This is a genomic window from Sphingobium sp. C100 (assembly GCF_000508185.1).
Lineage (GTDB): Bacteria > Pseudomonadota > Alphaproteobacteria > Sphingomonadales > Sphingomonadaceae > Sphingobium.
On record NZ_AYOY01000191.1, the window covers coordinates 1 to 23352 of the forward strand.

Consider the following 23352-nt stretch of genomic DNA (forward strand, 5'->3'; position numbering starts at 1 on the left):
CCGCCGCGCCGCCGGCCTATCCCGCTTCCTATCCCGGCGTCATCGCCGTGACGGGCATAGACGGGCGCGGAAGGCTCCTGCCCGAAGCGGGGCGCGCGCTCCATGTCGATTTCGCGGCGCCCGGCGCGGACATGCAGGCGGCGACCATGGCTGACGGCAAGGGCGCGGTGCGTGGCACCAGCTTTGCCGCGCCGCTCGTCGCTGGCCGCCTCTTCGCGCGCGGCAGCCTGGTCGCGCTGCGCGGTGAAGCCGCCAAGGGAAAGCCGCCTGTCCTGTGCGGATCATGCAGAAATAACGATTGATTTTCCGTTATTTGACGATTTTTCCAGCGCATCGGGATGAAAGCCGCGCCTGCCCTCGTTCTCCTGACATCGCATAGCTACACATCAAGGAGATGAGCGATGAAAGCGAAGTTTCTGATTGCCGCCATTGGTCTCGCGGCGCTGACCACGGCGCCCGCATCCGCACAGTTGCTGGGCGGCGGCGGCCTGGGAAGCGGCGCACTGGGCGGCTCGCTCGGCGGAACGCTGGGCGGTTCGGGCGCTGGCCTGGGTGGCACGCTTGCAGGTTCGGGCAGCCTCGAACGCAGCATCGACATCGACAATGGTCGCGTCGGCGCCAATGGTTCGGGCCGGGGCCGCGCCGATGGATCGGCCAGCGGCAAGATCAGCCGCAAGGACAAGAGCCGCAGCGCCGGTGCCTCTGGGTCGGCGAACGGATCGGCCAATGGCGGCCTTGCCGTCGATACGCTGGACGCCAATGACGCCCGAAGCGCCGCCGGCGCCGTGCGTGACCGGGCCAGCGATACGACCGGCATGGCTCGGGATCGCGCCGCAAACGCCGTCTCGGCCACGCGCGACCGGGCGGGAACGGTGGTGAACGCCACCCGCAATCGCGCTTCGGGCCTGACCAGCCGTGCCGGTTCGGCCGCCGACAATGTCGCGGGGCGCGCGACCGGTGCGATCGACAATGCCGCTTCGCTCGAAGCGAGCGGCCAGCTTTCGGGCCAGGCGTCGGGCCGGGGCGCGACCGGCGGCGATGGCTCCACCCCCGATCAGGCGGACGACTGACCCCCGTAAGGGGCGTGAAACAGGCGGCGGCCAAGTTCCAAGCCGTCGCCTGACGCCCCGCCGCCTGACGAACAGGCCGGCTGTCCGCCAGGGCCGCCGGCCTGTTCAACCTTGCGCCTCAACGCACATTCAGCCCCAGTTCGCCCAGCAACTGCCCCGCCTGCTCGCGCGAAATGGTCGCGCCGCGAAACAGCCCGGCATTGACCAGTCGCAGGCCGCCGATATCCGCGCCGCGCAGGTCCGCGCCATCGAACCGGCATCCGTCCAGGCTGGCGTCGCGCAGGCTGCAACCGTCGAACATCGTGCCGCGAAAATCGCATTTGCCAAGGTCCGCCTGCGAAAAATCGACGGCGGTCAGCACCTGTTTGCGAAAGGAAAAGCCCGGCAACCGCGCATTCACCAGCAGCGTGTGGGTGAATTGCAGGTCCAGCGCGCCCGCGTCGGTCAGGTCCGCGCCCGTCAGCTTGCACCGGTCGAACGTCGCGGCGAACAGCTTGGCGCGTCGCAGCACACTGTTATTGAGGTCGCAGGAGACAAAACGCGCTTCCCGCAGGTCCGCACCGCCATATTGCACGAAGCCGCCCCGGCAGGATTGCCACGATGTGCGGTCCAGCGTCGCGCCGGAAAAATCGGTCCGGCGCATCTGGCAGCGGTCGAACATCCAGTCCGAAAGGTCCAGCCCCGAAAGATCGGCCTCGTCCAGGTCGCAGCCGATCAGATGCCCCGGCGGCCCCTTCGCCAAAGCAGCGATCTCCGCCCGGCCCAGCGTCCGGTCACAAAGGGCTTGATCGGCGGAACGATCGGCAAACAGGTCATCCATGCCCATCGCTTATGCGCAAATGGGCCGACGATCCAAGGCCCGATACGGAAAAGGCCGGCGCCCTTGCGGACACCGGCCTTTCCACCCCCTTGAAACCCCGTCGGATCAGGCGACCTTGGCCTGCTCCTCCTCGACCTCGTCCGGGTCGCGCAGCACATAGCCGCGACCCCAGACGGTCTCGATATAATTGTCGCCGCTGCAGGCCAGGGCCAGCTTCTTGCGCAGCTTGCAGATGAAGACGTCGATGATCTTGAGTTCCGGCTCGTCCATGCCGCCATAGAGATGATTGAGGAACATCTCCTTGGTCAAGGTCGTGCCCTTGCGGAGCGACAGCAGCTCCAGCATCGCATATTCCTTGCCGGTCAGGTGGACGCGGTTGCCGTCCACTTCGACGGTCTTGGCGTCCAGGTTGACCGACAACTTGCCGGTGCGGATGACCGACTGGCTATGCCCCTTCGACCGGCGCACCACGGCATGGATGCGCGCGATCAGTTCCTCGCGATGGAAGGGCTTGGTCACATAATCGTCGGCGCCAAAGCCGAAAGAGCGGACCTTGCTGTCCATCTCGCTGATGCCCGACAGGATCAGCACCGGGGTCTGCACCTTGGCCGCGCGCAATTTCTTGAGCACGTCATAGCCATGCATGTCCGGCAGGTTCAGGTCCAGGCAGATGATGTCGTAATCATACAGCTTGCCCAGGTCGAGGCCTTCCTCGCCCAGGTCGGTGGTATAGACGTTGAACCCCTCGGTCGTGAGCATCAGCTCGATCGCCTTGGCAGTGGTCGGTTCGTCCTCAATCAGCAGCACGCGCATGTGAAGCCCCTTTGCGTCGCAGTCCCGTTCACCCCACCAGAACGGCCTCTGCTTCAAATCATTAACCAAAAAACTTCTGAAGGACAAAGGTTAATTTTTCGCTAACCGGCAGGAATCCACGAGTCGCAGCAAAACGAATCTATTTACAAAGAGTTGAGGCCGAAACGTGCCGCGACGAGTCAAGCTAGATTCGCCTACGAAACGAAGGTCCAGCGCCCCGCAGCAGGCAAAGGACCACGACCGCTGGAAATTTTTTTACCAATATTGACGCTTGGGGTTAACAGCCATGGTGGCGCGTCAGGAAATCGAGCAGCGCATCGACCCGCGCCGGCCGCAACCGCGATGGCGGCGTCACCAGATGCAGGCCAAAGGGCGGCGGACGCCATTCGACCAATATCTCCTCCAGTTCGCCGCGCGCCAGGGCATCGCCCACGATGAAGTCGGGCAACCGGGCGATGCCGACCCCCAGCCGCAGTGCGGGCAACATCGCTTCGCCGCTGTTCACGGTGATCCGGCTGCGCACCTGTACGACGACATTCTGCTGCCCCGGCCCGGCAAAGCGCCACACGTCGGGCGTCGTCACGTTGGAATAGCAAAGACAATCGTGCGTCCCCAGGTCGGTCGGATGCTGCGGTCGTCCCCGCGCCTCCAGATAGGCGGCGGACGCCACGACATGCATATGGACATCCGCCAGCCGCCGCGCGCGCAGCGAACTGTCGGGCATGTCGGCGATGCGGATGGTGGCGTCCAGCCCCATGTCGACAATGTCGATATGCGCGTCGGACAGATGCAGATCGACATCGACCGCGGGATGATCCTTCGTGAATTGCGCGATCATCGGCGCGACGCGCAGCAGTCCGAACGTCATCGGCGCGCCCAGCCGCACCACGCCCGACAGCTCGGCCGTTTCGTCGCGCGCCGCCTCTTCGGCCGCCTGTCCTTCGGCCAGGATGCGCTGGGCATGATCGGCCAGCCGCTTGCCGCTTTCGGTCAGCGCCAGGCGGCGGCTGGTGCGGTTGAACAGGCTGGTGTCCAGATGCTCCTCCAGCCGGGTGACGGCCTTGGACACGGTCGCCTTCGACACGCTCAGCGCCTTGGCCGCATCGGTGAAGCTGCGGTGCTCGACCACGGTGGCGAACATCGCCCAGGCCTCAAAATCGGGAAGTCGCATGGGAAACAATCCGTTTCAAAGCTGCTGGTTTATGAAACGATCCTGATGGCTAGATTGTCGGAAAGCAAGCGGAAGCATCCGCCTCCGCAACGAAAGGCACCTCGAACCTTCAGGTTCGAAAATCCAAAGGTAAGACTCATGACCACGACCATCACGAGCCGCATCGAGCGCCGCCCGTTCGCGTCGCTGGGGGCCGCCAACCATGGGTGGCTCAACGCCCATCATCATTTCTCCTTCGCCGATTATCATGACGAAGAGCGCATGAACTGGGGCGCCATCCGGGTGTGGAACGATGATGAAATCGCGCCGCGCTCGGGCTTCCCCCCGCATCCGCATCGCGACATGGAAATCATCACCTATGTCCGCACCGGCGCGATCACGCACAAGGACAGCCTTGGCAATCAGGGCCGCACCGGGGCCGGCGATGTTCAGGTGATGTCGGCGGGCGCCGGCATCCGCCACGCCGAATATAATCTGGAGGATGAAACCACCACCCTGTTCCAGATCTGGATCATGCCCCGCGCCGGCGGCGGCCAGCCGAGCTGGGGCGCCAAGCCGTTCCCGAAGGGCGACCGCGCCGGCAAGCTGATCGTCCTGGCCAGCGGCCATGACGCGGACAAGGACGCGCTGCGCATCCGCGCCGATGCCCGCCTGCTGGGCGGCACCGTCAAGGCCGGCGACAGCGTGACCTATGACAGCGGCGAAGGGCGCCATCTCTATCTGGTCCCGGCAACGGGCCGGATCGACATTGACGGCACCGTGTTCGAAGCCCGCGACGGCGCGGCGATCATCGGCGGCGCGCCCCTCACCATCACGGCGCTGGAGGATGCCGAAATCATATTGGTGGACAGTATCTGACCTCTTCAACCCTTTTGGCCCGTCCTTTCTCCCTCCCCTGCGGGCGGGCCGGGCCGCCTGCATCCCCTCCCTCATGCAGGCGGCCACCCTTTCTTCCACGATTTTTCTGATAAGGAGATATTCCCATGGCTAAGGTTCTGGTTCTCTATTATTCGTCCTACGGTCATATCGAAACCATGGCCAAGGCCGTGGCCGAAGGCGCGGCGGCCGCCGGCGCGCAGGTCGATGTCAAGCGCGTGCCCGAAACCGCCCCGCTCGAAGTGGCGAAGAACGCCCATTTCAAGCTGGACCAGGACGCCCCGGTCGCGGCCATCGCGGATCTGGCCGATTATGACGCCATCATCGTTGGCACCGGCACGCGCTTTGGCCGCATGTCCAGCCAGATGGCGGCCTTCCTCGATCAGGCCGGCGGTCTTTGGATGCGCGGCGCGCTCAACGGCAAGGTCGGCGGCGCCTTCACCTCCACTGCGTCGCAGCATGGCGGGCAGGAAACCACCCTCTTCTCGATCATCACCAACCTGCTGCACTTCGGCATGACCATCGTCGGCCTCGACTATGGCTTCCAGGGCCAGATGGGCGTGGACAAGGTGCGCGGCGGATCGCCCTATGGCGCGACCACGCTGGCCGATGGCGACGGCAGCCGCCAGCCGAGCGAGGAAGAACTGGACGGCGCTCGCTATCAGGGCCGCCGCATTGCCGAAACCGCGATCAAACTGCACGGCTGATCGCGGACCACGACGTCTGCACTATGCGACGGCGAGCGCCTTTGTGTCGCATCAAGGCTTGAAACACGCCGCAAGGGGCTGGTGCATCGGGACAATGCGCCAGCCCCTTTTGCGTTTGGGATTGACGATAAGGATGGGTTGCGGGCTGGCAGCTTTTCTTGAGCCTTGGTCGTCACCCCAGCGAAAGCTTGGGTCTCAGTGGGTCTGGCGCGTCATTGCCTGATATCCCAGCTTTCGCCGGGATGACGAACATGAGGCGGCAAGCGCCCCTATTTCCCCCCGAGATGCCAGCGCAGGCTGGCATCTCGGGCGAAAGCGCGCAGCGGCCGGGGCAGCACTTCCCCAACATCTCTTCGCCTGCGCACGCCCCGCTTTCGCCGGGATGAGGGAATATGATCGCTCTCAACCAATCCCTTGTCGTCATGCCGGGCTTGACCCGGCATCCCGCTTCCTTTCCAACGCAAAGCATGGGCAAGCGGAACCCCCGATCAAATCCGGGGTGACGATAATGGGAGCGGCGCTTTAGAGCAGCCTTGAAACGCGCTCGACAGTCTGGCTTTGGTCGCCGTGCGCCCGCCAAAAACATCCTTCCAAAATAGGATTTCGTCTGATCTATCCTGCGCGATGGACCGGCGGCACCCTCCCTTCCCCCTGCCTCGAAACTGGCGCGCAAGTGACGCCTGCCTGTCGCCTGGCTGGCGCGTTCCTGTCGCGTCGGCGGCGCGTCGCTGTGACCCGATCGGCGCGTCCCTGTCGCTTAGGCGCGCCCTCACCGTGGCGTCGGCCTTACTTTCCTGTGACTATTGGTCGAAATTACCCGACAACGGTGTGAACTTTGGCCTGTGGCGGAAAAAATCTCTCTCACGGCGAAAATTTCCGAGCCGCCATGTCACATCCCGCCGCGCCATCTCGTCATGTCAGCAGACCCCAAACGAAAGGACTGCATCATGACCGACAGCTTCAATCCCTACGCCGCCGCGCCGCAGCTGATGAAAAGCTGGACCGCCCTGTCCACCGCCGTGGCCGACAGCCTGGAACCCGCGCTGATCGAACTGGTCAAGATCCGCGCGTCGCAGATCAACGCCTGCGCCAACTGCATCAACATGCACACCTATGAAGCCCGCGAAAAGGGCGAGAGCGAACAGCGCATCTACCTGTTGTCGGCCTGGCGCGAGGCGCCTTGCTACACCGACCGCGAGCGCGCCGCGCTGGCCTGGACCGAAGCGCTCACCACCATCGCGCAAGGCCATAGCCATCAAGCCGCCAAAGAGGCGCTGAACTGGGAATTCACCGAGGAAGAGCAAGTGAAGCTGACCCTGATGATCAACATCATCAATGGCTGGAACCGCCTCGCGGTCGGTTTCGACCTTTGGTATGACATGCCGATGAAGGCAGCGGCCTGATGGCGCGGGGGACGCAGATGGACGCGGCGGCTCGCTTCGACCCGCTGCGTCCCCGCCTGACCCGCGTCGCCTACCGGATGCTCGGCTCGCTCGCCGATGCGGAGGATGTGGTGCAGGAGGCATTCATCCGCTGGATGGGCGCCGACCGCGAGGATATTCGCGAACCCGAAGCCTTTCTGCGCCGCATCGTGACGCGGCTTTGCCTGGATCAGCTCAAATCGGCACGGGTGCAGCGCGAGACCTATGTCGGCCCCTGGTTGCCCGAACCGCTGGTCGAGGAAGAGGACGATGCGGAGGACGTCACCCTGCCGCTGATGCTGGCGCTTGAAAGATTGTCGCCGCTGGAGCGTGCCGCCTTCCTGCTGCACGATGTCTTTGGCCTGGACTTTGAGGAAATCGCCACCACCATCAGCCGCGATGCCGCCGCCTGCCGTCAGCTTGCGGCGCGCGCCCGCACCCATGTCCGCGACGCGCGCCCGCGCTACCGGCTGGAACGGGAACGCGGGCTGGAAATCGCCGGCGCCTTCTTCGCCGCGTCGCGCAGCGGCGACATGACGGCCTTGGGCGCGATGCTGGCGCAGGATGTCAGCCTGCACAGTGACGGCGGCGGCAAGCGGCCCGCCGCGATCCGACCCGCCATCGGCCTGCGCCAGGTGATGCAGGTGCACAAGGCGCTCGCCATCCTGTTCGGGAAATATGGCTCGACGCTGCTGCGCACCTGCCAGATCAACGGCCTGCCCGGCTTCGTCACCCGCGAAGCCGATGGGCAGGTCCAGACGACCGCGCTCGCCATAGAGGATGGCAAGGTCAGCGCCATCTACGTGATGCGCAACCCCGACAAATTGCGCCACCTGCACTGAATGTCACAGGAATATCCGCCGCAGCAGGGTCGCCCGCAACAGGTGCCATGCCAGGAACGGCGCCGCCAGCGCCAGGGCCAGCAGCCAGGGCCGGGGGAGATAGGGCGCGCCATAATGGATCAGCGCGCCGTGCAGATACATGATGACCAGCGACGCCCGCCCCAGCGCCGCGATCGGCCAGGCGAACGGAGCGGCCAGCGCGGACAGGCGAAAGATCAGCAGGCATGTCGCCACTGCCGCGCCGATCGACAGCAAGGGCCAGCCATAATCGGCGACCTTCATGTTGAGCGGCGGAAACACGCCGCCCAGCCCCAGCAGCGCGAGTGTCCCCAGCGGCAGGATCATGCCGTTATGCCAACGGATATGCGGCCAGGCCGCGCCCACCCACAACAACGCGAAGGCCATCGGCACGCTCAAAAGCCCCAGCGGCGAAGCGCTGGTCCACCAGCCCAGGCCATAGGCCAGCAGCAGTATCGGCATCAGGATCATCGCCCAGCGCCGGTCGAGCGGGTCGGGCCAGCGGCCCAGCACAATGTTGAACAGGATGCGCGCCATCATCAGGCACGGCACGAACCAGAAGATGATGAACGGACCGCCCAACCAGGTGCCGCCCAGCAGGATCGGCCCGATGTCATGGGGCCATCGGCGGAATATCGGGACATTGCCCTTGATCGGCTCGATGATCTGGTCGGCCAGCAGCAGCAGGATCAGAAAGGCGAAATAGGGCCGCATCTGCCCCGAAATCTGTCGCCAGGTGAAGGCGCGGACCGGGTGCGGCCGGGACAACATCCCCGACAGCAGGAAAAACAGCGGCATATGGAAACTGTACATCGCATCGCGCAGCGGCCCGCGCGTCCACACATGCCCCACCACGACCGCCACTATGCCCAGCCCGCGCGCCACATCGACCCAATCCAGCCGAAATTGCGCCTGCGCCGCGTCATGCCCCCTGTTTTCCATCGGCTCCACGCCCTATAGGATGCCGCGCGCCCGTCAATTGCCCCTTTTTTCCGATCGGACCCCTTCTTTTGGCCCTGCTGACCGACCATGTCCTGTTCCTCGACGGCGAGGCGTTGATCCTCGACAAACCGGCCGGTTTGCCGGTCGATGCCCCGCGCGACGGGTCCATGAGCCTGGAAAATCATCTGGCGTCGCTGACTTTCGGCTTCCAGCGCTGGCCGCTGGCGGTCCACCGGCTGGATCGCGACACCAGCGGCTGCCTGCTGCTCGCCCGCAATCCCAAGGCGCACAAGCGTTTCGCCGCCGCGTTCGAAGCCGGCACCGTGACCAAACGCTATGTCGCGGTGGTGGACGGTGTGCCCGCCGATGACGAGGGCACGATCGAACTCGCGCTCAAGAAGGTCAGCACGCCCGCCCAAGGATGGCGCATGATCCCGGCAAAGGCGGGCAAGGCCGCCGTCACCCACTGGCGCAAGCTGGCGGAAAAGGACGGCCGGGCGCTGATCGCCTTCACCCCCGAAACCGGCCGGACCCACCAGATCCGCGTCCACGCCCAGCATGGGCTGGGGTTCGGCATCATGGGCGATCCGGTCTATGGCGACGGCGTCGGGCCGATGCTGCTGCACAGCCGCTTCCTGAGTGTGCCGCGCGGTGAAAAACCGCCGGCGCAGGCCACCGCTCCCCTGCCCGAAACCTTCGTCGCAGCCGGGTTCGGCCCGGAGATACTGGACGATGCCGGTCTTTGACATCCCAGAGGACGCGCTGGAAGAGCGCTTCCTCTCCGGCGGCGGACCCGGCGGGCAGAATGTGAACAAGGTCGCGACCGCCGTGCAGCTGCGCGTCAACCTGTTCCGGCTCGGCCTGCCGCCCTACGCCTATCGCAAGATCCGCGAACTGGCGGGATCGCGCCTGACCTCCGCCAACGAAATCCTGATCCAGGCCAACCGCTTCCGTACCCAGGAAGCCAACCGGCAGGACGCGCGCGAACGGCTGAGCGAGATGATCGCCAAAGCCCATGAACGCGACCCCCGCCGCATCGCCACCAAACCCGGAAAAGCCGCCAAAGCCCGCCGCACCGACGCGAAGAAGGCACGCGGCTCGATAAAACAGGGCCGCGGCAAAGTGCGGTTGGACTGACGGCAGCCTTTACCAATTACCCATTTTGCTCTGCCATGATGGTCAGATCGTCGATTTGAAACTGGTGATGGATGCATGGATAAACCGATACAAGGGCCAGCTGTACCCCGCCCCCTCAACTGGTTCATGTGGGCATCGGCTACCGTGTTGGGTGTCGTACTCATCCTGCTCGACCTGATGCAGTTAGACGGCTTACGTCTGAGCAAGGCTCGCTTGATCGTTGGACGCGATTTTCTGAACGTGTGGACCGGCGGAAATCTCGCACTATCCGGGCAGTTGGACAAGCTCTACGATTATGATGCCTACAGAACATGGCAGATGGCGATCTTCGGCGTATTGGACCCCTATAATTACTCTTATCCGCCGCAAAGCCTGTTTCTGGCAATGCCCTTTGCCGAACTACCCTATCTTCCGGCGCTCATCCTCTGGACGGTGGCGGGTGCGACATTCTTCATGTGGGCAGCAAAGCCCTATATGGCCTCGCTACCAAATTGGCTGGCGATAGCGACCCCGGCAGCCGTAGTGAACATCTGGTGCGGACATTATGGTTTCGTCATAGGAGCTTTGTGGCTGTTATTTTTTCGCAGCCTCAATCGCGCACCGATCCGATCGGGTGTCATCGCCGGATTGATGACGCTAAAACCGCATCTCGGTTTACTCATCGCAGCCACGCTCATCTATCGCCGTAAAGGAAAAGTCATTGGCTTTGCCATTATAGTCACCCTCGCATTAATTCTGCTAAGTAGCTTTGCCTTCGGCTTCGATTTATGGCGTCAGTGGATAGTTGAAACTTCGGCTTTGCAAAACCGGATCATGAATGCGTCGGGCAATAAATTCTACTTCCTCATGATGCCGTCAGCCTATATCGCTCTAAGAGAGTATCCGGCGATGATCGCAGTGATCGTGCAAATCGGCTTCGCCACGGTTGCGATATGGTTGACCTGGCGCGCGCGCAACGCCGACATCCAACAGTTCGCTTTCATCTGTGCGACTGCCACGGCGATCATCCTTCCCTATATATTCAACTATGATCTCACCGTCGTCAGCCTGGGCTTTGCCATCTTGCTCTACGACCGATGGACCTCTCTCACCCTCGGCGAAAGGATCATTTTGTGGCTGGCCTTCGCGTCCCCATTGCTGGTTATGGTCTATAATCTCATCGCTCCTATTGCCCTGCTGGCTGGCTTGATCGTCTTGGTCAAACACGCAATAGGCAGCCATGAAACTACACCGGCCAGAACATTTGCTAAGGCTTAGCATCAACCATGTACGACTTCTCCCCCGCCGCGACCGCCGACAAGGCGACCCTTTACACCGACCTGCTGTCCGCCGCCGACGCGTTGACCGCGACCGAGCCGGACCCGGTGGCCAATATGGCGAACTTGTCCGCGCTGCTCTGGCAGTTTCTGCCTGATCTCAACTGGGCGGGCTTTTATCGCATGATCGGCGACGAACTGGTGCTTGGGCCGTTCCAGGGCAAGCCGGCCTGCATTCGCATCCCGGTCGGGCGGGGCGTATGTGGTGCGGCTGCGGCCACGCGCGAGACGCAACTGGTGGAGGATGTCCATGCCTTTCCCGGTCACATCGCATGCGACGCCGACAGTGCGTCGGAAATCGTGGTGCCCCTCCTGCACGAAGGCCGGCTGATCGGCGTGATCGATCTGGACAGCCCACAGCCCGCCCGCTTCGACGCGCAGGACGCCACCGGACTGGAGGCACTCGCCGCCCGGATTGCCGCGCGGATCGGTTAAACCTTCCCCCAGAAGGGGCGCCCTGACCCGTTTCGGGACGGAAATTCACCCTGCCCCGCATGGATAGCTGCGGATCATCATGCTAAACGAGACGTTAGCATTTCGGACGCGCCTTGACGCGCGCCCGGGGCAACAGGGAGACTTGACCATGCGGATGTTCCATCTCGTCCTGATCGGCGCCGGCATGACGATGGCGGGCGCCGCCGCGCCCACCGTCGCGGCGGGCAAGACAGGGGTGCACGCCAGCCGACCGGCCACGCAGGGCAATGTCAGCCATCGCTGGGGACCGCGACATGACGGCCGCTGGTATGCCGGTTGGCGCGCACCGGGTGGCTGGACCGCCTATCGCCGACCGATCCGGGGCTTCATCCTGCCGCGCTACTGGATCAGCCCAAGCTATTATATCGCCAATTATCCTGCCTATGGCTTGCCCGCGCCCACCTATGGCTATGGCTGGTCGCGCTATTATGACGATGCGGTCATGACCGACCGCTACGGGCGGGTCTATGACTATCGCGCGGGTATCGATTGGGACCGTTACGAAGGGGGCTATGGCCCTGGGAACGATGATCCCCGTGACCAACGCGACAACGGTTTAGGCGGCGCGGCGATCGGCGCCGTGGTCGGCGGCGTCGCGGGCAATCGCATCGCGGGTCGCGGCAACCGCACCGAAGGCACACTGATCGGGGCTGGCGTCGGCGCGGTCGCCGGCATGGCGATCGACAAGGCGGAGGATGACCGCCGTCACGCTCCGCCGCGCCGCCCGGGCGCCAGCTATGATTATGGCTATGGCTATGCCGACGATGCCGTGACCAGCGCCAATGAATATGAAGGCCGCTGGACCGGCACCTGGACCACGGATGACGGCCGCACGGTGTCAGGCACCTATGACGGCCGGTTCGAAGGCGATGTCCGTGGCGCGGGCGTCGACTATCCCCCACCGCATTGGAACGGGACCGCACCGATGGGGGGCGGTGGCTATGTGGCCGGCGGCTATTATTATCCCGCGCCCGTCGTAACGACCGTGACGGTGCAGCCGGCAGTCACGACGACGACAACCACCACCTATGTGACCGAACAGGTCCGTTATCGCAAAGCGGCCCCCAAGGCCCGCCGCGCCTGCCGCTGCAAATAAGGACCGGTCCCAGGGTGCCGCCTGGTCCATTCCCTGCGTTTTTAACCGCCCCGCCCGCCCCGGATCAGTTTCCAGGGCGGATGGCGTCGAAAGGTTTCGGGCGGCCCAAGTGAAACCCCTGGCCGATCGGACAGCCGCGGTCACGGAGGAGTTGCGCCTGCGCCTCGGTCTCCACCCCCTCGGCCACGACTTCCATGCCGAAGCTGGCGCCCAGTTTCACGATGGCGTCGGCGATCGCGGCATCGCCCGCATCATGATCCATATTGCTGACGAAGCTGCGGTCGATCTTGAGCACGTTGACCGGATAATGTTTCAGATGGCTGAGCGAGGCATAGCCGGTGCCGAAATCGTCGAGCGCAACCCGGACGCCGGCATGGGCGAAGCAGCGCAAGGCGCTGGCGACCTGATCCGCTCCCCGGCCCAGGAAAACGGTCTCGGTCACCTCGATCTCAAGCCGGTCCGTCGGCACATTGGCAGCCAAAAGCCGTTCGAGAACGAAGTCGGCAAATCCCGAATGCGTGAAATCCGCCGCCGACGCATTGATCGCGATGCGGCCCGGATCGTAGCCCGCATCCAGCCACCGCACCAGATCGTGGAGCACGGCGGCCAGCATCTTGCGCGTCAGGGCAACGGCAATTTCCCCATGATCGAAAGCCGCCGCGATGCTGCCGGGCAACTGAACGCCCAGACGCGGGTGGCGCCACCGCAACAAGGCCTCATAGCCCGTCACCTTGCGGGTGCGCAGATCCACCTTGGGCTGGTAATAGGGCATCAACAGGTCGTCCGCGATCACCGCCCGCGCCATATGGATCATCGAGCCGCGCTGCTGCGCTTCAGCACGGAGGCTGGAGTGGAATAGCGTAAGGCGACCCCGTCCCGCCGCCTTCGACGCATAGAGCGCAAGGTCGGCAGCCTTGAGCAGTTCGTCCCCCCGGTCCCCGTCCGCACCGAACAGGGCAGCACCCATGCTGACCCCACAGTCGAGTGATCGGCCCTGATGAAGATGCGGCCGACGCAATTCCTCGATCAAGGCGCTGCCCCATGCCTCCACCAGCGAACCATTGTGAAGCGACGGCGCGATCAGCCCGAACTCGTCCCCGCCCAACCGGCCGATCACCGCATCGGGTGGCGCAGCGGCGGCCAGCCGCGCAGCGAAGGCACACAATAGAGCGTCACCCGCATCGTGCCCGAGCGAATCATTGGTGCGCTTGAGATCGTCAATGTCGAGCAGCAACAATGCGAAGCTTTCACCTCGCGCCCGGGCTTCTTCAGCCATGCTATCCAGGCCGGCTTGCCATAGGGCGCGATTGGGGAGCCTCGTCATCGGATCATGGGTCGCGGCCCACCGAATACGCTCCTCGCTGTCATGCTCTTCGGTGACATCAAGGAAGGTGACGATGATGCGCATCGGTCGTCCGGCTTCGGTCCGGGTGGTCCAGCTCGTACTCTTGATCCAGCGCAACGCGCCGTCATTAGCGCGATGTATCCTCAACATATCTTCGAAATGCGCCGGCAACGTGCCGGCGGCGACCGATTCCAGCATGGCGCGCAGGCGATCCCGATCTTCCGGGTGCACCAGCGACAGAGCGAGGCCGGCGGTCGGTTCGACATCCCGGGCCACGCCCAGCATCCTGCGAAGTTCGGCCGACCAATTGCGCGTGCCTGTCGCGGCGTCGAAATCCCAGATACCCAACCGCGCAGATTGGACCGCAAGCCGGAACCGTTCCTCGCTCTCGGCCAGGTCGCGCTGGGCCACACGGCGGGCGTGGACGTCCTCCAGCGTGCCATACCAGCGAATGATTCGGCCCTGATCATCGCGACGCGCGCCCGCTCGAGCACGCATCCATCGATATCCGCCGTCGCGTAGCTTGATGCGATAATCGACGTCGATCGGATCACCGCTGACAAGATGATCGGTCCACAGCGCAGAGACGCGCGGCACATCCTCTTCGTGAAGAACCCTGAGCCAACCCAAGCCCAATGCCTGCTCCACGGGCAAGCCCGTCAGGTCCGTGAAGCGCGGTCCCACTTCCTCGATCCGGCCGTCTGGCGCCGCAGTCCAGGGCACCTGAGGACTTAATTCGACCGACCAGCGATAATGTTCCCGGCTTTCTGTAAGGGCCGTCTCGAGCGCCTGCGCCTGTGTCCGCTGGAAATCCTCTACATCCTCGACCGTCCCTACGATGATGGTATCGCCATCGGCCGTGCGGGCGCGCTGCATTCGGACACGGCACCAACGCCGCTCCCCCGCTGCCCCGCGCAGGCGCAGTGTCAGCGGCGGTGGATTTTCCTGCTGCGCGGCGTGCAGCAGTTGACGCCGGTCGCCGCGATCTAGCGCAGCCCTCCATGCCAGTCCGGACGGACGGCCCGCGAATCGCAAACGCGCCCGACCTGATTCGCGACGCCATGCCAGAATATGGCCGCGATCATCGGCGACCCACCGAAAAAGAGTTGGCGAAACAAGGTCGAAGGCCGAAGAAAACAGCAGGTTATTGCGAAATCGCAACGAATCCTGATGCGACTGCCCCTGCGTGGCAATGAGCCGCGCATCTTCAAAGCGACGATCAGCGAACCGATCCACCGCCCCCGACCATTTTTGCTGCATCCTTCCTCATCACAGAAGGCAGCTACCGGAAAAAGTTAAAGAATTAGGATTATAGCGCGGCGATTTCGCCCTATTTACGCAGGATAGTCGCCAGTTCGACCGGTAATGGCGATGCATTGCGCGACGGACTGTCGCGCAATGCTGCTTCCCGTTCGGCAGGATCGAAGCGCGTCCACCCGGTCCGTCCCAGCTTTTCAAGCGGGCCATAGCGAACCTTATATTGCATCCTGGCCGAACCCTTCACCCAATAGCCGAGATAGACATAGGGCAGGTCCGCCGCTGCGGCACGCAGGATATGATCCATGATGATATAGTTGCCCAGCCCCTGGCGATGCGGCAGGTCGGTGTCGAAGAAACTGTAGATCATCGACAGTCCGTCACCCTGCCGGTCGGTGAGGCAGGCCCCGACAAGTTTGCCTGGACGCCCCCCGGTTCCCGGCTCCCGATATTCCACGACCTGGCTGTCCACCGGGGTCTGTTCGACCATGTCGGCAAAATCCATTTCGTCCATTTCGGTCATGCCACCGCCGGGATGACGCACCCGCAGATAGCGTTGCAACAAGGCGAACTGTTCTTCGGTCGACCAAGGCTTGCAGGCGCTGACGACCAGATCCTCGTTCCTGCGCAGCAATTTGCGCTGAGTCGCGTTCGGCCGAAATTCGCCGGCGACGACGCGGACGGATATGCACGCCGAACAATCCGGGCAACTTGGCCGGTAGGCGACATTCTGGCTGCGCCGAAAGCCGATCCGGCTCAGCGCGTCATTGAGTTCCGGCGCATTGTCGCCGCTCAGTTCCGTGAACACCTTCCGCTCGCTCTTGCCCGGCAGATAGGGACAAGGGCTGGGATTGGTGACAAAGAAACGCGGGAAACGGAAGGGTGCGGTCATGCTCCATCCTCCGTTCCTACGCTGCCATGCTGTTGCTTCATGCCTGAACTATGCCGCCCCGATGCCCGCATGAAAAGGGCATTTACTATGAAATCACGGGGCCGGCGCGTCCCATTATGCAACCTCGATCGGCGCGACCTCATAACCCGCTTCGCGCAAAGCGGCGATCAACCCCTGGAGATGCCCCCGATCCCGCGTCTCACATTCCACGTCGAGGCTCAGCCCTTTGGCCGGCAGGTTGGTGAAGATGCGCTGGTGCGCCAGTTCAAGGATGTTGACTGCTTCCTGATCGAAAATGCGCGCGACGTGGAACAGCGCGCCGGGCCGATCTTGCAGGATGATGCGCAGCCGCGCCAGCCGCCCCGATCGGGCGAGGTCGCGGAGCAGCACGTTGGCCAGCAGCCGGGTGTCGATATTGCCGCCGGTCAGCACCAGTCCGACATTGCGCCCCGCAAATTGGGCGCGATGCGTCAGCAGCGCCGCCAGGCCTGCCGCCCCCGCCCCTTCGACCACGGTCTTCTCGATCTGGAGCAGCAGGCTCAGCGACTCCTCCAGCCGGCGCTCACTCACCAGCACCACATCGTCGGCCAATCGCTCCACGAAGCGGCGGGTGATGTCGCCCGGCTGCTTCACCGCAATGCCTTCGGCCAGCGTGTCGCCGTCACAGGCCAGGTCGGCGCCCTTGATGAAGTCATACATGGACGGGTAGAGTTCGGCTTGGACACCGACCAGCCTGATGTCCGGCTTCATCGCCCGCGCGGCGGTCCCCATGCCAGAAAACAGGCCGCCACCGCCGATCGGGATGACCAGGGTGTCGATTTCGGGTGCATCCTCCAGCATTTCGAGCGCGACCGTGCCCTGGCCCGCGATGATGTCGGGTTCGTCGAAGGGATGGACGAAGGTCAGGCCCTGTTCCACCTCCAGCTTGCGGGCATGGGCATAGGCGTCGTCGAATTTTTCACCATGTTGCACGACAGTCGCGCCATGACCGCGCGTCTGCGTCACTTTCACGATCGGCGTCGTCGTGGGCATGACGATAGTGACCGGAACGCCCAGCCGCTTGCCGTGATAGGCAAGGCCCTGCGCATGATTGCCGGCGGACGCGGCGATGACGCCCTTCGCCTTCGACTCATCATCCAGTTGCAACAGGCGATTGAGCGCGCCACGCTCCTTGTAAGCGGCGGTAAATTGGAGATTTTCGAACTTGAGATAGACGTTGCAGCCAAGCATGTCGGAAAAAGTCTGGCTGATCAGCGTCGGCGTCTTGACGATCGCGCCCGCAATCCGGGTGCGGGCGGCAAGAATGTCATCGACGGTGACGGGCAGCGGCAGGGCGCTTTCGATCTTGGCTAACGTGTTCATGGGCACGGCCCGTAAACGAAAATTGCCGGTGAAGAAACTGGAACTGTCCGGTAACTGGCCCTATGGCAAGGGCGGACGCACAAAATGAATGGGGCTTGATGGCTAGGATCGCGTTTATCGGCCTGGGGATCATGGGTGGTCCGATGGCGGGGCATTTGGCAAGGGCCGGGCATGAGCTGACCGTCTATAACCGGTCGATGGGCAAGGCGAAAAGCTGGGCGGAAGCCTATGGCGGGCAAGTCGCGATCAGCCCGGCCAAGGCCGCCGAGGATGCCGAAATCGTCATCAGTTGCGTGGGCACCGACGATGACCTGGCCCAAATCACACTGGGCCGCGAGGGCGCTTTCCGCGCCATGGAGCCGGGCAGCCTGTTCATCGATCACACCACGGTTTCCGCCCGTATTGCGCGGCAATTGTCCGTCGAAGGCGAAAGCCTGGGCATCCATAGCGTCGATGCGCCGGTGTCCGGCGGACAGGCCGGCGCGGAAAGCGGACGGCTGTCGATCATGTGCGGCGGCAGCGAACCGGCGGTGACGGCAGCGAAGATCGTGATGCAGGCCTATGCGGCGCGGATTGTCCATGTCGGCGGCGCCGGCGCAGGCCAGACGACCAAGATGGTGAACCAGATTTGCATCGCGAGCCTCATCCAGGGCCTGTCGGAGGCGCTGCGGTTCGCGCAGGCGGCCGAACTGGACATCGACGCGGTGTTCGAGGCGATTTCCGGCGGCGCGGCGCAAAGCTGGCAGATGGACCATCGCTGGAAGACGATGGCGCAAGACGAATTTGATTTCGGCTTCGCCGTCGATTGGATGCGCAAGGATCTGGGCCTGGCGTTGGAAGAGGCGCGAGCCAATGGGGCGACCCTGCCGGTCACGGCGCTGGTCGATCAATATTATGCCGATGTGCAGGCCATGGGCGGCCAGCGGCAGGACACCAGCGCGCTGGTACGGAGACTGACCCGAGCATGATTGGATTTTCCTCGTCGCGCGCACTGGCAGGCGCCGCCATGGCGCTTGCCCTTTGCCCCCTGCCCGCGCTGGCTTCGGGCGTGATCGACAATGTGAACGGCATCGCGCTCGACGCGAACGGCCAGATCGTCCATTTTGGCGCGCTGCTGATCGATGACGAGGGCAAGGTCGAAAAACTGATCCCCGGCCGTTATCAAGAACCTGAATATAAGCCCAAAAAGCCCAAGCGGGGCCAGCCTTGGCCCGAGCGTCCCAAGGGGCCGAGCTTCAAGCTGGACGCGGGCGGCAAGACCCTGATCCCCGGCCTGATCGACGCCCATGGTCATGTCATGGGGCTTGGCCTTTCGCTCATCACGCTGGACCTGTCTGACACCCGGTCGCTGGCGCAGGCGCAAGAGAAGATCCGCGCCTATGTCGCCGCCAATCCGGGGCGCAAATGGATCATCGGCACCGGCTGGAACCAGGAACAATGGGGCCTGGGCCGCTTTCCCACCGCCGCTGAACTGGACGCGGCGGTCAGCGACATCCCGGTCTGGCTGGAACGGATCGACGGCCATGCCGGCTGGGCCAACAGCGCCGCCATCCGTGCGGCCGGGGTGACGGCCGCGACCAAGGCACCGGCCGGCGGCCGCGTCGAAATGGCGGCGGGCAAGCCTGCCGGCGTCTTCATCGACAAGGCGATGGACCTGATCCAGAAATTCGTGCCGCCCCCTGCCCCCAAGGACCGCGACCTAGCGCTGGAAAAGGCGCAACGCGCGCTGCTGGCCATGGGCATCACCGGCATCGCCGACATGGGCACCAGCATCGAGGACTGGCAGGCGTTCCGCCGTTCGGCCGACCGCGGCGCGCTGCGGGTGCGGATCATGGCCTATGCCGCTGGCCTCGACAATATGGTGCTGATCGCCGGGCCGGAGCCGACGCCCTGGCTTTATGACGATCATCTGCGCATGGGCGGGATCAAACTGCTGCTCGACGGCGCGTTGGGATCGCGCGGGGCATGGCTGAAGGCTGACTATGCCGATGCGCCGGGCGAGCGCGGGTTGAACATCATCCCCGGCACGCAGTTGCGCAACATCATGAGCCGCGCGGCGATGGACAATTTCCAGGTCGCCGTCCACGCGATCGGCGACGCGGCAAATCACGAGATTCTCGACGCGATCGCGGAACTTAATGACACCTACAAGGGCGACCGGCGCTGGCGGATCGAACATGCGCAGATCGTCGATCCGGCGGACCTGCCCCGCTTCGGCCCGCTGGGCGCGATTGCGTCGATGCAGCCGGTGCATGAAGCATCGGACTGGCGCATGGCGACGACGCGCGTGGGCCTGGGCCGGTTGCAGGGCGCCTATGCGTGGAAATCGATGCTGGACAATCGCGTGCCGCTCGCCTTCGGCTCCGACGTGCCGGTGGAAAGCGCCAATCCCTTCCCCGGCATCGCCGTCGCCATGACCCGCGAGGATGCCAAGGGCGAGCCCTTTGGCGGCTGGATGCCCGAACAACGGGTGAGCTTTCAGGCGGCGCTGGACGGCTTCACCCGGCAGGCGGCCTATGCCGGTTTCGCGGAGAAGAAGTTCGGCAGCCTGGTGCCCGGCCAGCGCGCCGACTTCCTGTTGATCGACCGCGACATTTCCACCACACGGCCTGCCGACATCCGGCAGACGCAGGTGTTGGAGACGTGGATCGGGGGCAAGCGGGTCTATGTGAAGGGGCAATAGCCCCTTCCATCACATGGCGTTGTCGGCGACGTTCATCGCATCGTCGAAATCTTCGGGCAGCGGCGGCTGGACCGGCTTGTCGCAGCCGACATCCTTCATATGCGCGCGCAGCATGTCCAGCCGGCCGATATTCCAGCGCGCCAGCGGCACGCCGAGCGGGCGGAAATCGGCCCGTTCGAACAGTTCGACCACATAGTCCCGGCATAGTTCGTCCACCTGATCGAGCCTCAGCATCCCTAGGTTCATGACCATGGGCCGCCCCGGCACGCCATTGCGCCCGCGCACAAGGTCCGTGACATAGAGGCCGCCGCGCGGATCGACCAGCACGACATCGGCCTCGCTCGAATCGATCAGCTCGTGGCTGGCGGCATAGGGCGCGACGAATTCATAGGTGCGCCAGACCAGGAAGGCGCTGGACAGGCCGGTGATGAGAAGCCCGATCAACACCGGGCGTAACGCGCCCTGCGGCCGGAAGCGTGCCCATCCCAGTCCCGCGAGCAGGCAGAAGGGGCCGATGAAACCATGGGCATAGCGGAAACCCCAGCCATAGCCCTGCGCCAGCGCCAGCCCGCATCCCGCGACGCAGCCCAGCGTCAGCGGCAGCGCAATCTCCTGCCCCCGCAACAGCCGCCGCCAGCGCATGGCCGCCACGCCCAGAGCGGCGAGCGGCACCATCAATATGTTGTTCCAGGCGATATAGCGGGTCAGGTTGACCAGAGGTTGCCAACGATCGCCCAGCCGTTCGAACAGGCTGCCCACCTTATCCGCCACCCCGGCCGAAGGCCGGACATCGGCGGGGGCGCCAAGGGCGTGGAGCAGAAATTCAGGCCACAGCTTTGCCCAGACGATCACGATAGCGACAATGGTGAGCGCATGGAAAGCCGCCGCCGCCCAGCGCCGCGCCAGCAACATCCAAAGGATGAAGGGTGCGATGAAGATCGGCGGAAAATGCCATTGATGCAGGCCCGCGGCGATCAGCGCGACCACTCCCGCGCTCCCATGTCCGATCACGCCGCCGCGCAGCACCAGCGCCAGCCAGACCAGGTTGAGCGCGAAATGGCCGGTCATGGCATAGGGCGTCATCGCCGTCACCCAAAGCTGGCTGGACGAAAAGCCCAGCAGCATCGTCACCCATACCGCATCGGGGCGATCGGGCATCAGGTGCAGCGCCACGCGCCACAGCGCGAACAGCCCCGCCATCAGCAGCACGGGACCGGCCAGGTTGGGATCACCCAATTGCCAGAACAGCGCCTGGATCGCACTGTTCACCGGCAGATAGGCCGCCGTCCAATAATCCGCCGCGCCGAAGGGGGAGAAAAATTCGGGCATGATCGCCCGGCGATAGGGTTCCCATTCGATCGGGATGGGCCGCGCGAACAGGCCTTCGCGCATATAGGCGGCGGCGAAGCGGGCCACTTCCTCATCCCGGCTGATCGCATAATCCTGAAACAGGGCATAATGCCCGACCCAGGCGGCCAGCCCCAGCAGCAGGATCAGCGGCACCACGATCCGCGCACCTGGTCGGGGAAGCGTGAAGCCCCTGCCTTCCGCAAAGGGCGCGGCGAGCGCCAGCAGCAGCAGCGATCCAAGCAAAGCGGGGAAATCCTGGTCCAGCAGCAGGATGACCGCCAGGCTGATGCCCTGGCGATAGGTCACATGCCACAGGAAGGTTGCGCCCAGCCATAATGTGAGACCGAGCGCACCCGCCAGGAACAAGCGGCGCGCCGATATAGCACTGGCGGGCGCGCCCATGGTCAATCCTGCACCAGCGCCCGATTGACGAAAATTCCGTCCATTTCGACCAGCAACGGGAAATGCCCCTTATTGTTGGCGAAGAAGGCGGAAGGGACGAAGCTGCGCGCTTCGAGCCAGTCGATCATCGCGCGATAGCCCGCGCCGCCTTCGTAAATGGGCCGCACGCCCAATTCAGTCTGCACCCCCAGCATGACGCCCAGCGCATCGCCCGCGCCTTCGCACACGGACAGGTCATGGCCCTGCGTATCCATCTTCAGGAAGGGTCGCGCAAAGCCATGCCGCGCCGTCAGTTCGGGCAGCAGGCCGTCGAGCCGGCGGCATTGCATGTCCACCGTCTTCGTCACTTTGTTGCGCTCGGCAAAGATGGCGTCCTGCGCGCCGGATGGTTTTTTAAGCGAGCTGAACTGATCGGCGGCCATGATGTTGAAACTGGCGGTGCCGTCAAAATCGGACAGCGCCATGTTGAAGACGTGCCAGTGGCCGTCGGATGCCGCATGTTTCTGGAGTTCGGCGAACACGTCCGGGTTCGGCTCGAAGGAGAGGATCAGGCCCCTATAGCCCGCATCGCGGCGCACCATGGTCGCATATTGACCGCGATTGGCGCCGACGTCGAACAGGCAGTCGACCGCGAAGGTGGACAGGAAGCGACGGAGCGCCTGGATTTCGGGATATTGATGGACGCGCCCAGACAAGGCGAGACGGACGGCCAGCCTGCGGTCAGCCAGTTCGCGGAGATAGCGGTTCATGCGCGCGCGGCCAGCACGGTTTCGTAGATGCCGATCGTCGCCACCGCCATATCCTTCCAAGATCCCATATCTTCACCATAAGCCCGCGCCCGCGCGCCATAATCCTGTCTGATGGCCGGGCTTTCGATCAGCGGCAAGAGGGCTTGGGCGAGCGCTGGCGCATTTCCCGCCGGCGCCTTGACCGCGACGCCATCGGGCAACTGGCCGAACATGCCCGCGTCCGACGTCACCATCGCCTTGCCATGGTGAAGGGCAGAGAGGAAGGCACCGCTCGAATCGATCTGGCGATAGGGAAAGGCGAGCATGTCGGCGCGGGCCATATGCGCGTCGAGCCGGCCTTCGGTCAGAAATCCCAGGTCGGTGACGAGGCGGTCGGCGAAACCTGCGCGCGCCACGGCATCCAGCAGCGGCGCGACATCCATGAAGGGCTTGCCCGCCAGCACCAGTTCGAACCGGTGGCCCGCGCGCCACAGGATGAGGCAGGCCTCAATCAACAGATCGACGCCCTTATAGGGGCGGATCGTGCCGAAGAAGAGCAGGCGTGGCAGGACGGGGCGTGCGATGGCAGCGAGGTCTTCGGGGGATGCCGCCGCCAGCCGCATCGGCGGG

Annotated in this window: 24 protein-coding genes; 14 read left to right on the plus strand and 10 right to left on the minus strand. The window is 64.2% G+C overall.

Features of this window, described 5'->3' with window-relative positions; translation table 11 throughout:
• Positions 1-302 (plus strand): S8 family serine peptidase (locus tag C100_RS0125370; RefSeq protein WP_031310193.1); only part of this gene is annotated, 302 nt, incomplete at its 5' end.
• A gap of 99 nt (positions 303-401) precedes the next feature.
• On the plus strand, positions 402-1070 hold the full coding sequence (locus tag C100_RS44225; protein ID WP_024021583.1) for a hypothetical protein: 669 nt from the start codon (positions 402-404) through the stop codon (positions 1068-1070).
• A 118-nt stretch (positions 1071-1188) separates the two neighbouring features.
• Here C100_RS44225 and C100_RS44230 read toward each other — a convergent pair whose 3' ends face one another.
• The 3 genes from C100_RS44230 to C100_RS44240 all read right to left on the minus strand — a co-directional run bounded on the left by C100_RS44230 (position 1189) and on the right by C100_RS44240 (position 3874).
• Complete coding sequence (locus C100_RS44230) at positions 1189-1890, minus strand: pentapeptide repeat-containing protein (protein WP_442800330.1); 702 nt, start codon at positions 1888-1890, stop codon at positions 1189-1191.
• Positions 1891-1995: 105 nt separating this feature from the next.
• The gene (ctrA, locus tag C100_RS44235; RefSeq protein ID WP_024021585.1) at positions 1996-2703 is read right to left on the minus strand and encodes a response regulator transcription factor CtrA; all 708 of its coding nucleotides are present in this window, start codon (positions 2701-2703) and stop codon (positions 1996-1998) included.
• 277 nt (positions 2704-2980) lie between these two features.
• A complete protein-coding gene (locus tag C100_RS44240; protein WP_024021586.1) occupies positions 2981-3874 on the minus strand; it encodes a LysR family transcriptional regulator in 894 nt (297 codons plus the stop codon).
• Positions 3875-4012: 138 nt separating this feature from the next.
• Here C100_RS44240 and C100_RS44245 point away from each other — a divergent pair, with 138 nt between their 5' ends.
• From C100_RS44245 to C100_RS44260, 4 genes are all read left to right on the plus strand, one after another.
• Positions 4013-4732 (plus strand): pirin family protein, encoded by a 720-nt coding sequence (locus C100_RS44245; protein WP_024021587.1) that lies wholly within the window; start codon positions 4013-4015, stop codon positions 4730-4732.
• Positions 4733-4857: 125 nt separating this feature from the next.
• A complete protein-coding gene (wrbA, locus tag C100_RS44250; protein ID WP_024021588.1) occupies positions 4858-5457 on the plus strand; it encodes an NAD(P)H:quinone oxidoreductase in 600 nt (199 codons plus the stop codon).
• Positions 5458-6404: 947 nt separating this feature from the next.
• Positions 6405-6860, plus strand: coding sequence for a carboxymuconolactone decarboxylase family protein (locus C100_RS44255; RefSeq protein WP_024021589.1), 456 nt, complete (start codon positions 6405-6407; stop codon positions 6858-6860).
• Complete coding sequence (locus C100_RS44260; protein ID WP_024021590.1) at positions 6860-7720, plus strand: sigma-70 family RNA polymerase sigma factor; 861 nt, start codon at positions 6860-6862, stop codon at positions 7718-7720. The genes C100_RS44255 and C100_RS44260 overlap by 1 nt, the downstream gene beginning before the upstream one ends.
• Before the next feature lie 3 nt (positions 7721-7723).
• Here the strand turns inward: C100_RS44260 and C100_RS44265 are convergent, their stop codons facing one another.
• A complete protein-coding gene (locus C100_RS44265; RefSeq protein ID WP_024021591.1) occupies positions 7724-8680 on the minus strand; it encodes an acyltransferase family protein in 957 nt (318 codons plus the stop codon).
• A gap of 68 nt (positions 8681-8748) precedes the next feature.
• Here C100_RS44265 and C100_RS44270 point away from each other — a divergent pair, with 68 nt between their 5' ends.
• The 5 genes from C100_RS44270 (at position 8749) to C100_RS44290 (ending at position 12703) form a co-directional block, all read left to right on the plus strand.
• Positions 8749-9426 carry an RluA family pseudouridine synthase gene (locus tag C100_RS44270; protein ID WP_024021592.1) on the plus strand — a complete coding sequence of 226 codons (678 nt, stop codon included), beginning with the start codon at positions 8749-8751 and terminating at the stop codon, positions 9424-9426.
• Complete coding sequence (arfB, locus tag C100_RS44275) at positions 9413-9817, plus strand: alternative ribosome rescue aminoacyl-tRNA hydrolase ArfB (RefSeq protein ID WP_024021593.1); 405 nt, start codon at positions 9413-9415, stop codon at positions 9815-9817. The genes C100_RS44270 and arfB overlap by 14 nt, the downstream gene beginning before the upstream one ends.
• Positions 9818-9892: 75 nt before the next feature.
• Positions 9893-11074 (plus strand): glycosyltransferase family 87 protein, encoded by a 1182-nt coding sequence (locus C100_RS44280; protein WP_024021594.1) that lies wholly within the window; start codon positions 9893-9895, stop codon positions 11072-11074.
• Between the two features lie 8 nt (positions 11075-11082).
• The gene (locus tag C100_RS44285; protein WP_024021595.1) at positions 11083-11568 is read left to right on the plus strand and encodes a GAF domain-containing protein; all 486 of its coding nucleotides are present in this window, start codon (positions 11083-11085) and stop codon (positions 11566-11568) included.
• A gap of 148 nt (positions 11569-11716) precedes the next feature.
• Positions 11717-12703, plus strand: coding sequence for an RcnB family protein (locus C100_RS44290; RefSeq protein WP_024021596.1), 987 nt, complete (start codon positions 11717-11719; stop codon positions 12701-12703).
• 64 nt (positions 12704-12767) lie between these two features.
• Here C100_RS44290 and C100_RS44295 read toward each other — a convergent pair whose 3' ends face one another.
• Complete coding sequence (locus C100_RS44295) at positions 12768-14924, minus strand: putative bifunctional diguanylate cyclase/phosphodiesterase (protein WP_442800331.1); 2157 nt, start codon at positions 14922-14924, stop codon at positions 12768-12770.
• 195 nt (positions 14925-15119) lie between these two features.
• On the opposite strand from C100_RS44295, the gene C100_RS49230 reads away from it, so the two are divergent.
• Positions 15120-15347, plus strand: coding sequence for a hypothetical protein (locus tag C100_RS49230; RefSeq protein WP_235219137.1), 228 nt, complete (start codon positions 15120-15122; stop codon positions 15345-15347).
• 31 nt (positions 15348-15378) lie between these two features.
• Here C100_RS49230 and C100_RS44300 read toward each other — a convergent pair whose 3' ends face one another.
• Positions 15379-16197, minus strand: coding sequence for an arginyltransferase (locus tag C100_RS44300; RefSeq protein ID WP_024021598.1), 819 nt, complete (start codon positions 16195-16197; stop codon positions 15379-15381).
• 114 nt (positions 16198-16311) lie between these two features.
• Complete coding sequence (locus C100_RS44305) at positions 16312-17559, minus strand: threonine ammonia-lyase (RefSeq protein ID WP_024021599.1); 1248 nt, start codon at positions 17557-17559, stop codon at positions 16312-16314.
• A 98-nt stretch (positions 17560-17657) separates the two neighbouring features.
• Here C100_RS44305 and C100_RS44310 point away from each other — a divergent pair, with 98 nt between their 5' ends.
• Both C100_RS44310 and C100_RS44315 read left to right on the plus strand, forming a co-directional pair.
• Positions 17658-18527 (plus strand): NAD(P)-dependent oxidoreductase, encoded by an 870-nt coding sequence (locus C100_RS44310; protein WP_024021600.1) that lies wholly within the window; start codon positions 17658-17660, stop codon positions 18525-18527.
• Positions 18524-20242 (plus strand): amidohydrolase, encoded by a 1719-nt coding sequence (locus C100_RS44315; protein WP_200866593.1) that lies wholly within the window; start codon positions 18524-18526, stop codon positions 20240-20242. The genes C100_RS44310 and C100_RS44315 overlap by 4 nt, the downstream gene beginning before the upstream one ends.
• Positions 20243-20251: 9 nt before the next feature.
• Here the strand turns inward: C100_RS44315 and C100_RS44320 are convergent, their stop codons facing one another.
• The 3 genes from C100_RS44320 to C100_RS44330 form a co-directional block, all read right to left on the minus strand.
• The gene (locus C100_RS44320; RefSeq protein ID WP_024021602.1) at positions 20252-21994 is read right to left on the minus strand and encodes a hypothetical protein; all 1743 of its coding nucleotides are present in this window, start codon (positions 21992-21994) and stop codon (positions 20252-20254) included.
• Positions 21995-21996: 2 nt separating this feature from the next.
• Positions 21997-22743, minus strand: coding sequence for an FkbM family methyltransferase (locus C100_RS44325; RefSeq protein WP_024021603.1), 747 nt, complete (start codon positions 22741-22743; stop codon positions 21997-21999).
• Positions 22740-23352: glycosyltransferase (locus C100_RS44330; RefSeq protein ID WP_024021604.1), on the minus strand; the 613-nt coding region annotated here is incomplete at its 5' end. The genes C100_RS44325 and C100_RS44330, both read right to left, overlap by 4 nt.